Here is a 16827-nt window from a genome sequence, read left to right as displayed (position 1 = left end):
ACACCACCCGGCGACGTCCCCGGTGCGTGACGGGAGAGGGGCGCGGATGGCACGGTGGGGGCGTGACACCGCGCGATCCCGCCCTGCTCCGCCGCTCCGCGGGCGCCCCGTCCGAGGTCACGGTGCCGGTCGGGCCACCGGAGAAGCCCGGGTCGGAGGGGGAGCACGCCCTGCAGTGCGCCTACGGCACGGAGGAGCGGGCCGACCGGTTCTACGCCGAGCAGGTGCGCGGCCGGCTGCTCCCCGCGATGGTCGAGTTCGTCCGTCGGATGGAGATGGTGTTCGTCGCCACGTCCGACGCCGGCGGCGAGTGCGACGCCTCCCTGCGCTCCGGCCCGCCCGGGTTCCTCGCCGTCCTCGACGACCGCACGCTGGCCTACCCGGAGTACCGCGGCAACGGCGTGCACGCGAGCCTGGGCAACATCTCGGAGAACGCGCACGTCGGCCTGCTCATGCTCGACTTCGAGCGCGACCGGATCGGGCTGCACGTCAACGGCACCGCCCGGATCGTCGAGGACGCCGACTTCCACGCCGAGCACCCGGGCGTTCCGCACGACCCGGCGCCGGGCCGCCGCCCGGAGCGCTGGGTGGTGGTGCACGTCGAGGAGGCCTACGTGCACTGCCGCAAGCACATCCCCCAGATGCAGCGCGTCCCGCTGCGCCGGTCCTGGGGCACCGACGACCCGGCCCGCAAGGGCGGCGACTACTTCGGGGCGAAGGACGCCCGCTGACCCCCGCTACCGCGCGTCGCGCCCGCGCCGCGCGAGCCCGACCACGACGCCGATCACGGCGAGCAGCGCCAGCACCATCCACACCAGCACCGCGAGGACCCCGATCCCGGTGACGGCCACGGCCGCCACCAGCAGCACGCACACCACCAGCGCGACGCAGGTGAACGCGAGCGGGCGGTCGGCGCGCACCGCGGCCAGCGTGGCGGGCCGGGTGCTGGGGGGCAGGTCGCGGACGGTGCGCCAGGAGGCGAACGCCACCACGGCCAGCACGAGCCCGGCCGCGACCCGCACCCCCGCCGACGGCTCGGCCAGGTCCCGGCCGCCGGCCCCCGCGACGACGAACACGGCCACCACCAGCACGATCCGCAGCACCCACGCCAGCCGCCAGACCACCGCGCCGATGTTGCGCAGCACGAGCGGCTGCGTCGGGTCCATCGCGCCCGCCTCGACGAGCCCGCGCAGCGCGTCGGCCGGGCGGTTGGCCCGCAGGTCGAGCACGGCGAGGTCGTGGCGCGCGGCGGCGTTGTCGGGGTCCAGGCGCAGCGTCTCGGCGTAGGCGCGGCGGGCGGTGGCGCCGTCGCGGCGGTCGGAGGCGATGTCGGCCAGGCGCAGGTGGGCCGAGGGCTCGTCGGGCGCGAGCTCGACGGCCCGCAGCGCCACGTGCTGGGCGTCGTCGAGGCGCCCGGCCATCTGCAGGACGGTGGCGTAGCCGAGCGCGGCGAACGGCTCGTCCGGGGCGATGCTGACGGCCGCGTACCCGGCCTGCAGCGCCTCGGCGTGGCGCCCGAGCCGGGCGAGCAGCACCCCGCGGATCCGGTGCACGCGCTCGTCCTGCGGCGCGACGGCCGCCGCGGCGTCGGCGACGGCGAGCCCCTCGGCGTTGCGCGCGGCGGAGAGCAGGACGGCGGCGAGCTCGGTCAGCAGCGCCGGGTCCTGCGGGTCGCCGGCGAGCGCCTCCCGCGCGACGCGCTCGGCGTCGTCGAGGCGGCGCAGCGCCCGCAGCTGCGCCACCCGCCCTGCGGCACCGCTCACAGCCTGCGGTTCTGCTTGAGGTGCGCGGCCAGGTCGTCGTAGCTGCCGTCGGTGTTGGCGAACGCGACGACGTTGCGCGCGGTGGCGAACCACGGCCCGGTGCTCGGGCGCACCTCGCGCAGCGCCGCGTCGAAGTCGGCCCGGCCGATCGGGCGCAGGGTGCCGGTGCGCACCGAGTCGGCCAGCGCGCGCTCGGTGGCGGTGGCGCACAGGTGCGCGAGGTCGGCCCCGGAGAAGTGCTCGGTGGCGCGCACGATCCGCTCGACGTCCACCCCGTCGACGGGCCGCCCCCGCATGTGGTGGCGCAGGACCGCGGCGCGCGCGGGGGCGTCGGGCGGCAGGACGAGCAGCATCCGGTCGAAGCGCCCGGGGCGGCGCAGCGCGCTGTCGACGTCCCACGGGTGGTTGGTGGCCCCGAGCACGAACACGCCCTCGTTGCGGCCCGCGTCCAGCTCCGCGAGCAGCGTGTTGACGGTGTTGCGCATGCTCGAGGAGTGGGTGAGGTGCGAGCGCTTCTGGCCCAGGGCGTCGACCTCGTCGAAGAACAGCACGCAGGGGGCGTTGCGGCGGGCGGCGTCGAAGACGGCGGAGAGGTTGCGCTCGCTGGAGCCGGTGTACATGTCGAGGACGTCGGAGATGCCGACCTCGTAGAACGCCGCCCCCATCTCGCCCGCCACCGCACGGGCGATGAAGGTCTTGCCGCAGCCGGGCGGGCCGTAGAGCAGCAGGCCGCCCGACGAGCTCGTGCCGAACGCCTTCGCCATCTCGGGGTGGCGCAGCGGGCCCAGCAGCGCCAGCTCGAGGCGCTGCTTCACGTGCTCCATCCCGCCGACGTCGGCCAGGCGCAGCGTCGGCCGCTCGACGTCCTCGGTGACGGGGTCGGGGTGCGGCTCGTGCGCGAACTCGGGGACCGGTACGTCCTCGACCTGGGACTCGGCCTGCTGCCAGTCGAAACCGTCGGTCGACGGGGCCGGCGGCGGCTCCACGGGCCGCGCGATCGCCGCCGTCAGCCGCTGCAGCAGCGCGACGGCCCCCGGGTCGCCCGGCGCGCGGGTCAGCGCGTGGGTCACCTGGGAGAGCGCCTCGGGGAGGCGGTCGCGCTCCGCGAGCAGCTCGGCGACGTGCAGCCGGAGCGGGACGTCGTCGGGGGAGGAGTGGACCGCGGCCAGCAGGCTGGTGAGCAGGGCGTCGTCGGGCACGTCGCCCAGTATGGTCACGGCGGCCGGGCGGCCTCCCGGTCGCCGGCCCCGCGGTGTAGGACGGGCGCATGACTCCGACGCGCGTGGCCGAGTTCTGCGACCGGTACGGCCTCCGGGTGCCGATCCTGTCCTCCCCGATGGCCGGGGCCTGCCCGCCCGCGCTCGCCGCGGCGGTCGCCGGGGCGGGCGGGATGGGCGCGGCCGGGGTCGTCCTCGACACCCCGGAGCGGATCGCGGCGTGGACGGCGGAGTTCCGGGCCGCGTCCGACGGGCCGTTCCAGCTCAACCTCTGGGTGCCCGACGAGCCCGTCGACGACCCCGCGCGGATCGCGGCCGCCGCCGCGTTCCTGGAGCGCTTCGGCACGCCGGGTCCGCCCGCCGGGCCCGCGCCGGTGTACGCGGAGCAGTGCGAGGCGGCGCTCGCGGCCCGGCCGACAGCCGTCTCGTCGATCATGGGGCTGTTCGAGCCGGAGTACGTCGAGCGGCTGCACGACGCCGGCGTCGCCTGGTTCGCGTGCGCCACCACCCTCGACGACGCGCTGGCCGCGCAGGACGCGGGCGCGGACGTCGTCGTGGCGCAGGGGATGGAGGCGGGCGGGCACCGGGGCACGTTCGACCAGGCCGCCGCGGAGGCCACGTCGGTCGGGCTGTTCGCGCTGGTCCCGCGCCTGGTCGACCACCTCGACGTGCCCGTCGTCGCCGCCGGGGGCATCGCCGACGGCCGCGGCGTGGCGGCGGCGCTGGCCCTCGGGGCGAGCGCGGTGCAGGTCGGCACGGCCCTGCTGCGCACCCCCGAGCTGGGGATCCCGACGGAGTGGTCCGACTCGCTGGACGGGCTGGCCCCGGAGGCCACCGTCACCACCCGCGCCTACACCGGGCGCCTCGCCCGGGCGGCCCCGACGCCCTACGTCACGGCGTGGCGCGAGCCCGGCGCCCCGCTCCCGGCCCCCTACCCCGAGCAGCGCGTGATGGTCGCCGGCCTGCGCCGCGGCGAGCCCCGCGGGGTCGACCGCGCCAACCACTGGGCGGGGCAGAGCGCGGCGCTCGCCCGGCCGGAGCCGGCGGGCGAGGTGGTGGCGCGGATGTGGGAGGAGGCGCGCGCACTACTCGGGTGAGATGAGCTCGACGGTCGGGAAGTACGTGCGGTACCGGGCCGTGTCGCGGCTGAGCAGGCGCATGCCGAGGACGGCGGCGTGCGCACCGACGAAGAAGTCCGGGAGCGTGGAGGTGCGCGTGCCGCCGCGGCGGCGGTAGTCGGCGAAGCAGCGGGCGGCCAGGAAGCTCGCGGCCCACGGCAGGTTGCCGCGCACGAAGCGCGTCGACAGGGCCGCGTCGAGCTCCTCGATCGTCGTGAAGCGCAGGGACACCTCGGCGTGGACGATCTGGTTGACGACCACCGGTCCCCGGTCGAAGGCCTCGGCCAGGTGGCGCCCCGACCAGTCGGCCCACTGCGCGTCCCGCGTGAACAGGTCGAGCAGGACGTTCGAGTCGACGAGGGTCGCCTGCTCCGTCACCCGTCCTCGCCCCGCGTGAGCGCCATGATCTGGTCGGTGGAGAGCTCGACGTCGCCCCGGCCGAGCAGTGCCTCGACCATCCGGCGGCCCCGTCCGGTCGGACCCGTGGCGGGGACGATGGTGGCCACGCCGTCCCGCACGACGACGTCGACCTCGTCGCCGGGCTCGAGGCCGAGCTCCTGCCTGACCTGCTGGGGGATCGTGATCTGACCCTTGCTGGTGAGGCGCACGAAGTAAGAGTAACACCGGTAAGAATAATGCCGGCCCATTCAAGGCTGAGCGGAACACACTCAACTTTCCTGACGTTGGGTACAGCGACGGGCACGATGGTGCCCAGCGACACGCAGGAGGACCCGAGGGAATGGACTCGTTCAACCCCACCACCAAGGCCCAGCAGGCCATCTCCGCCGCGGTGCAGGCCGCGGCGCTCGCCGGCAACCCCGACGTCGGCCCCACGCACCTGCTCGGCGCCCTGCTCGCGCAGGGTGACGGCATCGCCGGGCCGCTGCTCACGGCGGTGGGCGCCGATCCGGCGGCCGTGCGCTCCGAGCTGACGGCGCTGGGCAACCGGCTGCCGTCGGCGTCCGGGTCGACGGTCGGCGCACCGCAGCTGTCCCGCCCCGCGCTGGGCGCGATCACCGCGGCGCAGCAGCTGGCCACCGAGATGGGCGACGAGTACGTCGCCACCGAGCACCTGCTCGTCGGGCTCGCCTCGGCGCGCAGCGAGGTGGCCGACCTGCTCGCGCGCCACGGCGCCACGCCCGACGCCCTGCGCGAGGCGTTCACGCAGGTCCGCGGCTCGGCGCGGGTCACCAGCCCCGACCCCGAGGGCACCTACCAGGCGCTGGAGAAGTACGGCGTCGACCTCACCGAGCGCGCCCGCTCCGGCGCGCTGGACCCGGTGATCGGCCGCGACACCGAGATCCGCCGCGTCGTGCAGGTGCTCTCGCGCCGCACGAAGAACAACCCGGTGCTGATCGGCGAGCCCGGCGTCGGCAAGACGGCGATCGTCGAGGGGCTGGCGCAGCGGATCGTCGCCGGCGACGTGCCGGAGTCGCTGCGCGGCAAGCGCGTGGTCTCGCTCGACCTCGGCTCGATGGTCGCGGGCGCGAAGTACCGCGGCGAGTTCGAGGAGCGGCTCAAGGCCGTGCTCAAGGAGATCACCGACTCCGCGGGCCAGGTCGTCACGTTCATCGACGAGCTGCACACCATCGTCGGCGCGGGCAACGCCGAGGGCTCGATGGACGCCGGCAACATGATCAAGCCGATGCTGGCCCGCGGCGAGCTGCGCCTGGTCGGCGCCACCACGCTCGACGAGTACCGCCAGCGCATCGAGAAGGACCCGGCCCTGGAGCGCCGCTTCCAGCAGGTCTACGTCGGCGAGCCCTCGGTCGAGGACGCCGTCGGCATCCTGCGCGGGCTCAAGGAGCGCTACGAGGTGCACCACGGCGTGCGGATCACCGACGCCGCGCTCGTCGCCGCGGCCACGCTGTCCGACCGCTACATCACCGCGCGGTTCCTGCCCGACAAGGCGATCGACCTCGTCGACGAGGCCGCGTCCCGGCTCCGCATGGAGATCGACTCGCGGCCCGTGGAGATCGACACGGTCGAGCGCGCGGTGCGCCGGCTGGAGATCGAGGAGATGGCGCTGGCCAAGGAGTCCGACGCCGCGTCGGTCGACCGGCTCGCCTCGCTGCGCTCCGAGCTCGCCGAGAAGAAGGAGGAGCTCGCCGCGCTCACGGCCCGCTGGCAGAACGAGCGGGGCGCGATCGAGGGCGTCCGCGAGCTGAAGGAGCAGCTGGAGGCGCTGCGCGGGGAGTACGAGCGCGCCGACCGAGACGGCGACCTCGGCCGCGCGTCGGAGCTGCTCTACGGCCGCATCCCGGCGATCGAGAAGCAGCTCGCGGCGGCCACCGAGGTCACCGCGCCCGACGCGGACCTCATGCTCAAGGAGGAGGTCGGCCCCGACGACGTCGCCGACGTGGTCAGCGCGTGGACCGGCATCCCCGCCGGCCGCATGCTGGAGGGCGAGACGGCCAAGCTCCTGCGCATGGAGGACGAGCTCGGGCGGCGCGTCGTCGGCCAGACCGAGGCCGTGCGCGCGGTGTCCGACGCCGTGCGCCGCGCCCGCGCCGGCATCGCCGACGAGAACCGGCCCACCGGTTCGTTCCTGTTCCTCGGGCCCACCGGCGTCGGCAAGACGGAGCTGGCCAAGGCGCTGGCCGCGTTCCTGTTCGACGACGAGCGCGCGATGGTGCGCATCGACATGAGCGAGTACTCCGAGAAGCACTCGGTGGCCCGCCTCGTCGGCGCCCCTCCCGGCTACGTCGGCTACGACCAGGGCGGGCAGCTCACCGAGGCCGTGCGGCGCCGCCCGTACACGGTGGTGCTGTTCGACGAGGTCGAGAAGGCGCACCCGGACGTGTTCGACACGCTGCTGCAGGTGCTCGACGACGGCCGCCTCACCGACGGCCAGGGCCGCACGGTCGACTTCCGCAACACGATCCTGGTGCTCACCTCGAACCTGGGGTCCGCGGGCGGGGCCGACCTCGACGACGACGCGCGCCGCGCGTTCGTCATGGACGCCGTGCAGCGGCACTTCAAGCCGGAGTTCCTCAACCGGCTCGACGACGTCGTGGTCTTCCACGCGCTGTCGACCGAGGAGCTGACGCACATCGTCGACATCCAGCTCGACGTGCTGCGCACCCGGCTCGCCAAGCGCCGGCTCACCCTCGAGGTGTCCGACGCCGGGCGCGAGTGGCTCGCCATGAACGGGTTCGACCCGGTCTACGGGGCCCGGCCGCTGCGGCGGCTGGTGCAGAGCGCCATCGGCGACCAGCTCGCCAAGGAGCTCCTCGCCGGTGACGTCCGCGAGGGCGACACGGTGCGCGTCGACCTCGACCCCGGCGCCGGCGGCGGCACCGGTGGCCTGATCGTCGGGCGGGGCGTGCCGGTCACGGCCCGCTGACGCTCCCCCGGCCCGCGCGTGGCGATCACCGGCGCGGGCCGGTCACGGGGCTAGGGTGCCGCCGTGGGCATCTCCTCGGGCGTGTGGTTCGTCATCGCGGTGATCGCGCTGCTGGTCGGCATCGGGCTGCTGGTCCTCGACCGCGCCCGGTCCGAGGGCGGCGGCGCCCGCGACCGGCGCCGCTGGGCCGCGGCCCGCGGCTGGGAGTACCTGGACAGCGATCCGGTCCTCCCCAGCCGCTGGCGCTACGGCACGATCCACCAGGGCGGGCCGGGCGTCGCCCGCAACCTGATCAGCGGCGACGTCCCCACGCCCGACGGCCCGCGCCAGGCCTACCTGTTCGACCACGAGCAGGCCGGGCGCCTGAGCTCGGTGCTCGCGGCCGTGCAGGTGCGCAACCCGGTGCCCGCGGCCGTCGAGCTGCGCCTGCCCTCCGCCCCGCTGCCCGACGACGCCGGCCTCGACCTGCTCGAGCCGGTCGGCGCCCGCTACGCGTTCGTCGCCGACGCCGAGGCCGTGCGCCCGCTGCTGACCGAGCGCCTGGCGACGGCGGCCGACCAGGTCGGCGACGACGTCGAGCTGCTGTGGGCCGAGGAGGCCTGGGTGCTGGCGACGGCTCCGCTGAACTCCACCGTCGAGCGGCTGCAGGACCTGCTCGCCGACCTCGCGGGCGTGGCCGCCGCGCTGGAGCAGCGCACGGCGCACTCCGGGAGCTGACCGTGCCCACCGCGCTCGTCACCGGCGCCACCGCCGGCATCGGCGCCGCGTTCGTCCGCAGGCTCGCCGCCGCGGGCCGCGGCCTCGTGCTCGTCGCCCGCGACCGGGAGCGCCTCGACGCCACCGCCGCCGCGCTCACCGGCGTCGACGTCGAGGTGCTGCCCGCCGACCTCTCCACCGCCGACGGGCGCGCCGCCGTGGCCGAGCGGCTCGCGGCCGACCCCGTCGACCTGCTCGTCAACAACGCCGGGTTCGCGCTGCACGGCTCGTTCCTGGAGTGCGCGCCCGACGACCTCGCGCGCCAGCTCGCCGTCAACGTCGAGGCGGTGCTGGTGCTGACCCGGGCCGCGCTGCCCGGGATGGTCGCGCGCGGGAGCGGCGGGGTGGTCAACGTCTCCAGCGTCGCCGGGTTCCTGGCCGGGCGGGGCTCCACCTACAGTGCCGACAAGGCGTGGGTCACGACGTTCACCGAGGGGATCTCGGCCTCGCTGCACGGCACGGGGGTGCGCGCGATGGCGCTGTGCCCCGGGTTCGTGCGGACGGAGTTCCACGAGCGCGCGGGCATCGACGTCGGCACGCGGAGCGGACCGCTGTGGCTCGACGCCGACCGGGTCGTCGCCGACGCCCTGGCCGATCTCGCGAGGGGGAAGACCGTGTCCGTGCCGGGTCCGCAGTACAAGGCGATCGTCGCGGTGGCCGACGTGCTGCCGCGCGCACTCCTGCGCCGCATCACCGCCACGTTCGACCGGGACCGGACGTGACCACCCCGGCGCAGGCGAGCGCGGAGCTCGCGGAGCTGGCCGCGCTGGTGCGCGAGCTCGGCGTGGTGCACGGGAAGGTCACGCTGTCGTCCGGGCTCGAGGCCGACCACTACGTCGACCTCCGCCGCGTCACGCTGCACCACCAGGCCGCGCCGCTGGTCGGTCGGCTGGTGCGCGTGCTCACCGCCGACTGGGACTACGAGGCCGTCGGCGGGCTGACGCTGGGCGCCGACCCGATCGCCGACGCCGTGCTGCACGCGGCGGCCGTCGAGCCCGACGCCGCACCCGTCGACGCGTTCGTGGTGCGGAAGTCGACCAAGGAGCACGGGATGCAGCGGCTCATCGAGGGTCCGGACATCGCCGGCCGGCGCGTGCTCGTCGTCGAGGACACGTCGACGACGGGCGGCTCGGTGCTCACCGCCGTGCGGGCCGTGCGCGAGGCGGGGGCCGAGATCGTCGGCGTCGCCACGATCGTCGACCGCGACACCGGCGCCCGCGAGGCCATCGAGGCCGAGGGCGTGGCCTACCGCGCACTGCTCGGGCTGCCCGATCTCGGCCTCTGACCCGTAACGCACCGGCAACCGTTCGGACGATCCCCCCGGCCCTCCCGTGACGCATACTCGTCTATCACGAGAAGGTCACGGCGGGAGGCCCTCATGCGTATCCGCACTGGTAGTCGACCCGTCGGCCTCCTGGTCGCGACCTTCGTCGTGGGGCTCCTGACCGTTTCGTGCGGTGCGCCCGAATACACCTACGTCGCGAACTCCGACGACCGCACCTACGTCCGGCTGCCGGTCGCCTGGCGGGCCGTCGACGAGGCGGAGCTCGGCGCGGCGCTCGGCCTCGACCCGGGCACCTCGGCCGAGGACCAGGGCATCTGGATGGAGGGCTACGACGCCGACGCGGCGCCGTCGACGGTGCACGTGCTCGGGCCGCACGCCCCGTCGCCGACCGGGCTGCTGATCGTCCAGGACGTCCCGCCGCAGCAGCGGGGGACCTACTCGCTCGACCGGCTGCGCGACCTGTTCCAGCCGACCTCGACCACCGGGCGCCAGGGGCTCGAGGGCAACCCGATGGCGGCGCTCACCGACTTCGCGCTCCTGGCCGACGAGGTGCTCACGCCCGGCGACGGCATCCGCGGGGTGCACGTCGTCTACCGCTACCGCGTCCGCGGCGGGCCCGTGCAGGTGTTCGACAAGACCGCGTACGTCAACGACGACGCCAGCAAGCTGTACGTGTTCCTCGCCCGCTGCTCCTCGGAGTGCTACGGGCAGCGCCAGGAGGAGATCGAGCGCGTCGTCTCCTCGTTCACCGTCCTGGAGGGCCCGTGACCGCCGCCCCGTCCCCCGAAGCCGCCGCGCCGGAGGGCCTCACCCCTCCCGACGAGCACCCCGCCCCGGCCCGCCCGACGCGCAAGCCGCTCGCGCTGTGGGACCGCGTGCGCCTGCTGCTGCTCCTCACGATCGCGTGGTTCTTGGTCGTGTGGGCGGCGATGGCGGACAACCCGCTGCTGCCCTTCGTCGACGCGATGCGGATCCACGTCGTCGAGTCGCAGTGGCTGCTGTGGCTGGCCGGCGCGGAGGTCGTCCGCCAGCTGCACTTCCTCGTCAGCGAGCGCTCGGCGGGCTACCACCGGTTCTGGTCGCACACCCTGTTCGGCGGCACCGACCGCGCCGTCCGTCGCCGGTTCTCCGACTGGACGCGCTTCCGGCTCGCGCGGATGCTCAAGTGGATCGCGTTCATCGCGCTGTTCGCGCTGGTGGCGGCCCAGATCCTGGAGACCAGCCCGGCGCTGGCCCTGTTCGAGGCCCCCGCGCTGATCTTCGCGGCGCTGCCGTTCGTGCTGCAGCTCTCGTTCGGGTTCCTGTTCATCGCCGTGCAGTTCATCGGGCTGTTCTGGCTGCTCTCGCGCGGCGGCGTCGACACCTACTACCCCGACGACATCACCACCCGCTTCCACGACGTGTGGGGCCAGGACCACGTCGTCGACCGGATCAAGGAGAACATCCTCTTCTTGGAGGACCCCGAGGAGATCGAGCGCAAGGGCGGCTACGTCCCCGGCGGCATCCTGCTCTGGGGCCCGCCCGGCACCGGCAAGACGCTGATGGCCGAGGCGGTGGCGGGCGAGACCGGCAAGCCGTACGTGTTCGTCGACCCGGGCGCGTTCATCAACATGTTCATGGGCGTCGGCATCCTCAAGGTGAAGTCGCTGTTCCGGAAGCTGCGCAAGCTCTCCCTGCGCTACGGCGGCGTGATCGTGTTCTTCGACGAGGCCGACGCGCTGGGCAACCGCGGGTCGCTGGCCGGCACCGGTCCCGGCGGGGTGCGCGGCTTCGGGCCGTACCACGCGGCGGGCTGCCACGGCGCCACGTACCTGTCGAACGACACGCGCTGGATGCTGGCGCGCTCGTCGGCGTCGGCGTCCCCCGAGCCGGTCGACACGGGTCGCAACAAGATCATGATGGGCGGCATGGGCGGGGGTGGCGGCGGCATGGGCACGCTGCAGGCCCTGCTGACGGAGCTGTCCGGGCTCAAGAAGCCGCGCGGGCTGATCAACCGCTGGGGCCGCCGGGCGCTGGGGATGCGCCCGAAGCCGCCGCCCAAGTACCGGCTGCTGGTGATGATGGCGACGAACATGCCCGAGTCGCTCGACGAGGCGCTGCTGCGCCCGGGCCGCATCGACCGCATCTACAAGGTCGGCTACCCGAGCAAGGCCGGGCGGATCCGCACCTACTCCGGCTACTTCGACAAGGTGCCCCACGAGATCACCGACGAGGAGCTCGACAAGCTCGCGACGATCACCCCGTACGCCACCGGCGCCACGATCAAGGACCTGGTGAACGAGGCGCTGATCACCGCGATCCGCGACGGCCGCGAGGTCATCGCGTGGCGCGACGTGCTGAAGGCCAAGAAGCTCAAGGACCTCGGCCCGCCCGAGGACGTCGAGTACATCGAGCGCGAGCGGCACGCCGTCGCCGTGCACGAGGCCTGCCACGCCGTCGTCGCCTACCGCACCCGGCACCACATGGAGATCGACCTGGCGACGATCGAGAAGGGCAGCGACTACCTGGGGATGGTCGCGTCGATCCCACCGGAGGACCAGTTCACCCGCTGGCGCTCGGAGTTCGAGGCCGACATCCTCGTCTCGCTCGCGTCCCTGGCCGGCGAGCGGATGTTCTTCGACGGCGACTCCTCCTCCGGCGTCTCCGGCGACCTGGAGTCCGCCACCGCCATCGCCTCGTTCATGGAGGGCTACTGGGGCATGGGCGCCACCGTGTCGTCGTACTCGACGGCCCGGCGCCTCGAGGTCGGCAGCCCGGGCGGGCGCGGGGCGGCGACGCCCGAGAGCCCCGAGGCCCTGCTGCGGCGCGCCCTGGCCGACCGGATCGAGGACTCCCTGTCCGGCCTGCTCGAGCGCGCCGGGCAGATCCTGCGCGACAACCGCTCGTCGGTCCTCGCCGTCGCGCACGCGTTGGAGACCCACAAGACGCTCACCGGTGACGACATCGAGGCGGTGCTCGACGGGCGCGAGGGCCTGTCGGTGGACGGGCGCGACTACCACGACCCCGCGTTCGTGGCGAAGCTCGAGGAGTACCACGCGGCCGCGGCGGGAGCCCACCACGGCCACAGCGCGGTCACCCTCGCCCTGCCCGCCGGGGGGCGTCTGGCGAGGCCGGGTTCGGAGGCGGCGGCGGTGGTGCACGGGGAGCCGTAGTCCCTCACGTCTTCCCGCGCGGGTTCCCTGGTGCCGCGCGGGTTCTCGGGCGCCGCGCGGGTTCTCGTGCGCCGCGCGGGGTTCTCGGCTGCCGCGCACGTTCTCGGGTGCCGCGCACGTTCTCTGGTGCCGCGCACGTTCCGAGCTCCCGCGCACCTGCTCCGGTCCCGTGCACCTTTTCTCGGGTCCCGCGCGCCTTCCCGGGTCCCGCGCACCTGTTTGGTTCCCGCGCACCTGTTTGATTCCCGCGCGCGACCGGGGGCGCGCGGGAACCTGAACGGCGCGCGGGAGCCCGGGGTAAGGGGCGGGGGCCGAGCGCTGATCGTGAAGATCGGCGAGAAGGTGACGTCAGCGCCCTCGCCGCGACCCTGGCGGCGCGGTCTCGGTGATCACCGCCGGACGAGGACCGGTGATCGTCAGGAGTGCACCGCCAGCGCCCTCGCCGCGACCCTGACGGTGCGGTCTCGGCGATCACCGCCGGGCGCGGACCGGTGATCGTCAGGAGTGCGACACCAATGCCCTCCACACGACCCTGGCGGTGCGGTTCCGGTGATCACCGCCGGACGAGGACCGGTGATCGTCAGAAGTGCGCCACCAGTGCCCCCCTCACGACCCTGACGGTGCGGTTCCGGTGATCACCGCCGGACGCGGACCGGTGATCGTCAGGAGTGCACCGCCAGCGCCCTCGCCGCGACCCTGACGGTGCGGTCTCGGCGATCACCGCCGGGCGCGGACCGGTGATCGTCAGGAGTGCGGCACCAGTGCCCTCCTCGCGACCCTGACGGTGCGGTTCCGGCGATCACCGCCGGGCGCGGACCGGTGATCGTCAGGAGTGCGACCCCACGGCCCTCATCACGACCCCGGCGGCGCGGTCTCGGTGATCAGCGGCGGGGTGGGGGTCGGTCGGGAGCTGGGGGCGCGGATGATCGGGGGGTGGGTGACGAGGGGGGCGGGCCGAGCGAGTGGGCCGTGCCGGGGCAGGTGGGGGTCGGGCCGTGGCCGGGCGGGCCGGAGGCCTGGCCCCGCGGTGAGCACTACGACCCCGAGCTGCTCGAGCACGGCGACACCCGCAACGTCGTGGACGCCTACCGGTACTGGCGGCGGGAGGCGGTGGCCGCGGAGCTCGCGCGGCGGGCGCACCCGTTCCACGTGGCCATCGAGAACTTCGGCCACGACCACAACATCGGCACCGTGGTGCGCACGGCCAACGCGTTCGGGGCGGCGGGGGTGCACGTCGTCGGGCGGCGGCGCTGGAACCGGCGGGGCGCGATGGTGACCGACCGCTACCTCGACGTGCACCACCACGACGACGTGGCCGGGCTCGCGGCGTTCGCGCGGGCGCACGGGCTCGCGGTCGTGGCCGTGGACAACACCCCGGGCGCGCAGCGGCTGGAGACCGCCGACCTGCCGCGCGCGTGCCTGCTGCTGTTCGGCCAGGAGGGCCCGGGCGTGACCGGGGAGGCCAGGGAGGCGGCGGCGCTGACGGTGTCGATCGCGCAGTTCGGCTCGACGCGCTCGATCAACGCGGGCGTCGCGGCCGGGATCGCCATGCACGCCTGGGTCCGCCAGCACGCGGACCTCGACACGGCCTGGTGACGCGGGATCAGCGGCAGAACGCGCAGGGACCGTCCACGCCGGGGGTGTCGACGAGGTCGTCGGCCGGCACGACGAGCATCGCGGGGACGCTGCCGCCGTAGAGGTCGTGGGCCGCGTAGAGCCAGTGCTCGGACTCCGGGAACGCCAGCAGGTGCACCCCACCGCTGGGCAGGGCCACGCGCTCGCCCGGCTCCAGGATGCGGCCGGCGCGCACCAGCTCGCCGAGGTCGTTGAGCACCGTGGCCGCGGTGGCCTGTGACGTGGCGAACAGGATGAGCTCGGGATGGCCGAACCCGTAGAGCCCGATCGTGTAGACGAACGGGGGCGACTCCTCCTCGCCGAGCACCGCCTGCAGCGCCCAGCCGTGGCCGCGGATCGTCTCGCGCTGCCACGCGTCGTACTGGTCGACCTGGTGGATGAAGCGTTCGGTGCTCATGGTGGGGACGGTAGAGCCGACCCCCGACAGTTCCGGGCCGAGCGAGAGCGGGAGGATCGCGCCGTGCCCGCCGACCCGCTGACCGCCCCCGCCGTCTCCTGCGTCTTCGTCTGCCACGACGCCGAGGGCCGGATCCTGCTGGCCCGCCGCGGCCCCGGCGCCCGCGACGAGCCCGGCACCTGGGACTCCGGCGCCGGCGCCCTGGAGCACGGCGAGGAGCTGGCCGCGGCCGTCGCCCGGGAGGTGCGGGAGGAGTACGCGACCGAGCCCGTCGCCATCGAGGCCATCGGCGTGCGCAACGTCCTGCGGGGCGACCCGGTGGCGCACTGGGTGGCCGTCGTGCACGCCGTCCGCGTCGACCCGGCCGGGGTCGCGCTCGGCGAGCCGGACAAGTTCGACGAGCTCGGCTGGTTCACCCTCGACGACCTGCCGCACCCGCTGCACAGCCAGCTCCCCGCCACGCTGGCGCTGTTCCGCGACCGGCGGTAGGTCCCGTCCCCCGAGCCCCGAGACGCGGCACGGCCGGTCCCGGGGTCACCTCCTGACCGCTGCGTACTCCGCGATCCGCTCCATCACCTCCGGCCCGACGCGCGACGGGTGGCCGGCGGCGAAGGGCGGGTGCGGGTCGTACTCGACGAGGGTCTGGGCGGCCTGCGCGGCGACGTCGTCGACGAGGAGCTCGACCAGCCGGATCGCCATGTCGATCCCCGCCGACACCCCGGCCGCGGTGATCAGCCGCTCGGGCAGGTGCTCGACGACGCGCTGGGTCACGGGCTCGGCGCCGAGGCGGCCGAGCAGGTCGAACGCGCCCCAGTGCGTGGTGGCCGTGAGGCCGTCGAGCAGCCCCGCCGCGGCGAGGACGAGCGCGCCCGTGCAGACCGACGTCGTGAACCGGGTGCCCGGGTGCACCGCGGCGACCCACTCGGGCAGCGGCCCCGCGAGCACGTCCCGGGACCCGATCCCGCCCGGCACCACGACGACGTCGGGCGCGGACACGTCCTCGAACGCGGCGTCGACGGTGAGGCCGAGCATCCCGTTCTCGGTGCGCACCTCCCCGCGCCGCTCGCCGACGAACACGACGTCCAGCGCGGGGATCCGCTGCAGCACCTCGTACGGACCGATCGCGTCGAGCGCGGTCACGCGGGGGAAGAGCGCGATGGCGACCTGCATGTCAGCTCCCGTGGGCGGCGCCGAAGCGCCGCCGGTAGTGGTCGGGCGGGACGCCGAGGCGGCGCAGGAACGCGCGCCGCATGGTCTCGGCGGAACCGAAGCCGGCACGGGCGGCGGCGACGCCGACCAGCAGCGGCTCGGACTCCAGCAGGCGCCGGGCCGTGTCGACCCGCACTTGCTCGACGTAGTCGCCGGGCGGGCACCCGACGAGCCGGGCGAACTCGCGCCCGAAGTGCCGCTCGCTCATCCCGACGTGCGCGGCGAGCACGGGGACGCGCAGGTCGGCGGTGGGATCGGCGTGCACGAGGTCCTGCGCGGCGCGCACCGACGGGCGCGGCGCGGGCTCGGTCCAGACCGGCGCGGTGAACTGGCTCTGCCCGCCCGGACGGCGCAGGAAGACGACGAACTCCCGCGCGATCTCCTGCGCCACGGCGGCCCCGTGGTCGGCCTCGACCAGCGCGAGCGCGAGGTCCAGGCCCGCGGTGACGCCGGCGGAGGTCCAGATCCGGCCGCTGCGCTCGTAGATCGCGTCGGGGCGGACGTCGACGGCGGGGTGCGCGGCGGCGAGCGCGCCCGCCCAGCGCCAGTGGGTGGCGGCGCGCCGGCCGTCGAGCAGGCCCGCCGCGGCCAGCAGGAACGCGCCGGTGCACACCGACGCCACCCGCTCGGCGCGCGCGGCGGCCCGCCCCAGCCAGGCGACGAACTCCGCGTCGGCCACCGCGGAGCGGCTGCCGCACCCGCCCGGGACCAGCAGCGTCCCGATCGGCCCGCTCTCGGGCAGCGCCTGCGTGGCGACGAGCTGCAGCCCGCTCGTCGCGACGACCGGCCCGGGCTCGCGGGCGACGAGCGCGAGGTCGTAGCCGTCGCCGTCGACCAGGTGGTTCGCCGCGCTCAGGACCTCGAACGGACCGGTGACGTCGAGCGGCTGGATCCCGTCGAACACCGGGACGACGACGGGGTGGGCGGGCACCCGACCACGGTCCCGCGG

At 74.9% G+C, this 16827-nt stretch carries 17 protein-coding genes; 10 read left to right on the top strand and 7 right to left on the bottom strand.

Annotation, left to right across the window (positions count from 1 at the left end; translation table 11 throughout):
* Nucleotides 1-62 precede the first annotated feature (62 nt).
* Complete coding sequence (locus tag HOP40_RS09035) at nucleotides 63-731, top strand: pyridoxamine 5'-phosphate oxidase family protein (RefSeq protein WP_240157593.1); 669 nt, start codon at nucleotides 63-65, stop codon at nucleotides 729-731.
* Between the two features lie 6 nt (nucleotides 732-737).
* Here the strand turns inward: HOP40_RS09035 and HOP40_RS09030 are convergent, their stop codons facing one another.
* Both HOP40_RS09030 and HOP40_RS09025 read right to left on the bottom strand, forming a co-directional pair.
* Nucleotides 738-1763, bottom strand: a complete 1026-nt coding sequence (locus tag HOP40_RS09030) for a tetratricopeptide repeat protein (protein WP_240157592.1) — start codon at nucleotides 1761-1763, stop codon at nucleotides 738-740.
* Nucleotides 1760-2962, bottom strand: coding sequence for an ATP-binding protein (locus tag HOP40_RS09025; RefSeq protein ID WP_172156610.1), 1203 nt, complete (start codon nucleotides 2960-2962; stop codon nucleotides 1760-1762). Before HOP40_RS09025 ends, HOP40_RS09030 begins: the two co-directional genes overlap by 4 nt.
* 68 nt (nucleotides 2963-3030) lie before the next feature.
* Between HOP40_RS09025 and HOP40_RS09020 the strand changes: the two genes are divergently transcribed.
* Nucleotides 3031-4077 (top strand): NAD(P)H-dependent flavin oxidoreductase, encoded by a 1047-nt coding sequence (locus HOP40_RS09020; protein ID WP_172156608.1) that lies wholly within the window; start codon nucleotides 3031-3033, stop codon nucleotides 4075-4077.
* On the opposite strand, the gene HOP40_RS09015 is transcribed toward HOP40_RS09020, so the two are convergent.
* Both HOP40_RS09015 and HOP40_RS09010 read right to left on the bottom strand, forming a co-directional pair.
* Nucleotides 4066-4476, bottom strand: coding sequence for a type II toxin-antitoxin system VapC family toxin (locus HOP40_RS09015; protein ID WP_172156606.1), 411 nt, complete (start codon nucleotides 4474-4476; stop codon nucleotides 4066-4068). The two genes, HOP40_RS09020 and HOP40_RS09015, sit on opposite strands and share 12 nt — an antisense overlap.
* Nucleotides 4473-4706 (bottom strand): AbrB/MazE/SpoVT family DNA-binding domain-containing protein, encoded by a 234-nt coding sequence (locus tag HOP40_RS09010; protein WP_172156604.1) that lies wholly within the window; start codon nucleotides 4704-4706, stop codon nucleotides 4473-4475. The genes HOP40_RS09015 and HOP40_RS09010 overlap by 4 nt, the downstream gene beginning before the upstream one ends.
* 131 nt (nucleotides 4707-4837) lie before the next feature.
* Between HOP40_RS09010 and clpB the strand changes: the two genes are divergently transcribed.
* The 7 genes from clpB to HOP40_RS08975 all read left to right on the top strand — a co-directional run bounded on the left by clpB (nucleotide 4838) and on the right by HOP40_RS08975 (nucleotide 14233).
* Nucleotides 4838-7444, top strand: coding sequence for an ATP-dependent chaperone ClpB (gene clpB / locus HOP40_RS09005; RefSeq protein WP_172156602.1), 2607 nt, complete (start codon nucleotides 4838-4840; stop codon nucleotides 7442-7444).
* A 63-nt stretch (nucleotides 7445-7507) separates the two neighbouring features.
* Nucleotides 7508-8161: a type III secretion system chaperone family protein gene (locus HOP40_RS09000; protein ID WP_172156600.1), complete on the top strand. Its 654-nt coding sequence runs from the start codon at nucleotides 7508-7510 to the stop codon at nucleotides 8159-8161.
* 2 nt (nucleotides 8162-8163) lie between these two features.
* The gene (locus HOP40_RS08995; RefSeq protein ID WP_172156598.1) at nucleotides 8164-8922 is read left to right on the top strand and encodes an SDR family NAD(P)-dependent oxidoreductase; all 759 of its coding nucleotides are present in this window, start codon (nucleotides 8164-8166) and stop codon (nucleotides 8920-8922) included.
* Nucleotides 8919-9485 carry an orotate phosphoribosyltransferase gene (pyrE, locus tag HOP40_RS08990; protein WP_172156596.1) on the top strand — a complete coding sequence of 189 codons (567 nt, stop codon included), beginning with the start codon at nucleotides 8919-8921 and terminating at the stop codon, nucleotides 9483-9485. The genes HOP40_RS08995 and pyrE overlap by 4 nt, the downstream gene beginning before the upstream one ends.
* A 93-nt stretch (nucleotides 9486-9578) precedes the next feature.
* On the top strand, nucleotides 9579-10253 hold the full coding sequence (locus HOP40_RS08985; protein WP_172156594.1) for a hypothetical protein: 675 nt from the start codon (nucleotides 9579-9581) through the stop codon (nucleotides 10251-10253).
* A complete protein-coding gene (locus HOP40_RS08980; protein ID WP_172156592.1) occupies nucleotides 10250-12637 on the top strand; it encodes an AAA family ATPase in 2388 nt (795 codons plus the stop codon). The genes HOP40_RS08985 and HOP40_RS08980 overlap by 4 nt, the downstream gene beginning before the upstream one ends.
* Nucleotides 12638-13570: 933 nt before the next feature.
* Entirely contained in the window at nucleotides 13571-14233 is a 663-nt protein-coding gene (locus HOP40_RS08975; RefSeq protein WP_172156590.1) for a TrmH family RNA methyltransferase, read from the top strand.
* Between the two features lie 7 nt (nucleotides 14234-14240).
* Here HOP40_RS08975 and HOP40_RS08970 read toward each other — a convergent pair whose 3' ends face one another.
* Nucleotides 14241-14669 (bottom strand): DUF4262 domain-containing protein, encoded by a 429-nt coding sequence (locus HOP40_RS08970; RefSeq protein WP_205347135.1) that lies wholly within the window; start codon nucleotides 14667-14669, stop codon nucleotides 14241-14243.
* 63 nt (nucleotides 14670-14732) lie between these two features.
* Here HOP40_RS08970 and HOP40_RS08965 point away from each other — a divergent pair, with 63 nt between their 5' ends.
* Complete coding sequence (locus HOP40_RS08965; RefSeq protein ID WP_205347134.1) at nucleotides 14733-15158, top strand: NUDIX domain-containing protein; 426 nt, start codon at nucleotides 14733-14735, stop codon at nucleotides 15156-15158.
* Between the two features lie 45 nt (nucleotides 15159-15203).
* On the opposite strand, the gene HOP40_RS08960 is transcribed toward HOP40_RS08965, so the two are convergent.
* A complete protein-coding gene (locus tag HOP40_RS08960; protein ID WP_172156584.1) occupies nucleotides 15204-15839 on the bottom strand; it encodes a DJ-1/PfpI family protein in 636 nt (211 codons plus the stop codon).
* Between the two features lies 1 nt (nucleotide 15840).
* Entirely contained in the window at nucleotides 15841-16809 is a 969-nt protein-coding gene (locus HOP40_RS08955; protein ID WP_205347133.1) for a GlxA family transcriptional regulator, read from the bottom strand.
* Between the last annotated feature and the right edge of the window lie 18 nt (nucleotides 16810-16827).

Origin of the sequence: Pseudonocardia broussonetiae (assembly GCF_013155125.1) — a bacterium.
Taxonomy (GTDB): domain Bacteria; phylum Actinomycetota; class Actinomycetes; order Mycobacteriales; family Pseudonocardiaceae; genus Pseudonocardia; species Pseudonocardia broussonetiae.
This window is presented reverse-complemented; position numbering and strand designations above follow the sequence as displayed.

Bases quoted from the DNA above. Each gene is read 5' to 3' on its own strand.
- HOP40_RS09020 (WP_172156608.1), top strand. From the start codon at position 3,031: ATGACTCCGACGCGCGTGGCCGAGTTCTGCGACCGGTACGGCCTCCGG.
- clpB (WP_172156602.1), top strand. From the start codon at position 4,838: ATGGACTCGTTCAACCCCACCACCAAGGCCCAGCAGGCCATCTCCGCC.
- HOP40_RS08985 (WP_172156594.1), top strand. From the start codon at position 9,579: ATGCGTATCCGCACTGGTAGTCGACCCGTCGGCCTCCTGGTCGCGACC.
- HOP40_RS08970 (WP_205347135.1), bottom strand. From the start codon at position 14,669: ATGAGCACCGAACGCTTCATCCACCAGGTCGACCAGTACGACGCGTGG.
- HOP40_RS08960 (WP_172156584.1), bottom strand. From the start codon at position 15,839: ATGCAGGTCGCCATCGCGCTCTTCCCCCGCGTGACCGCGCTCGACGCG.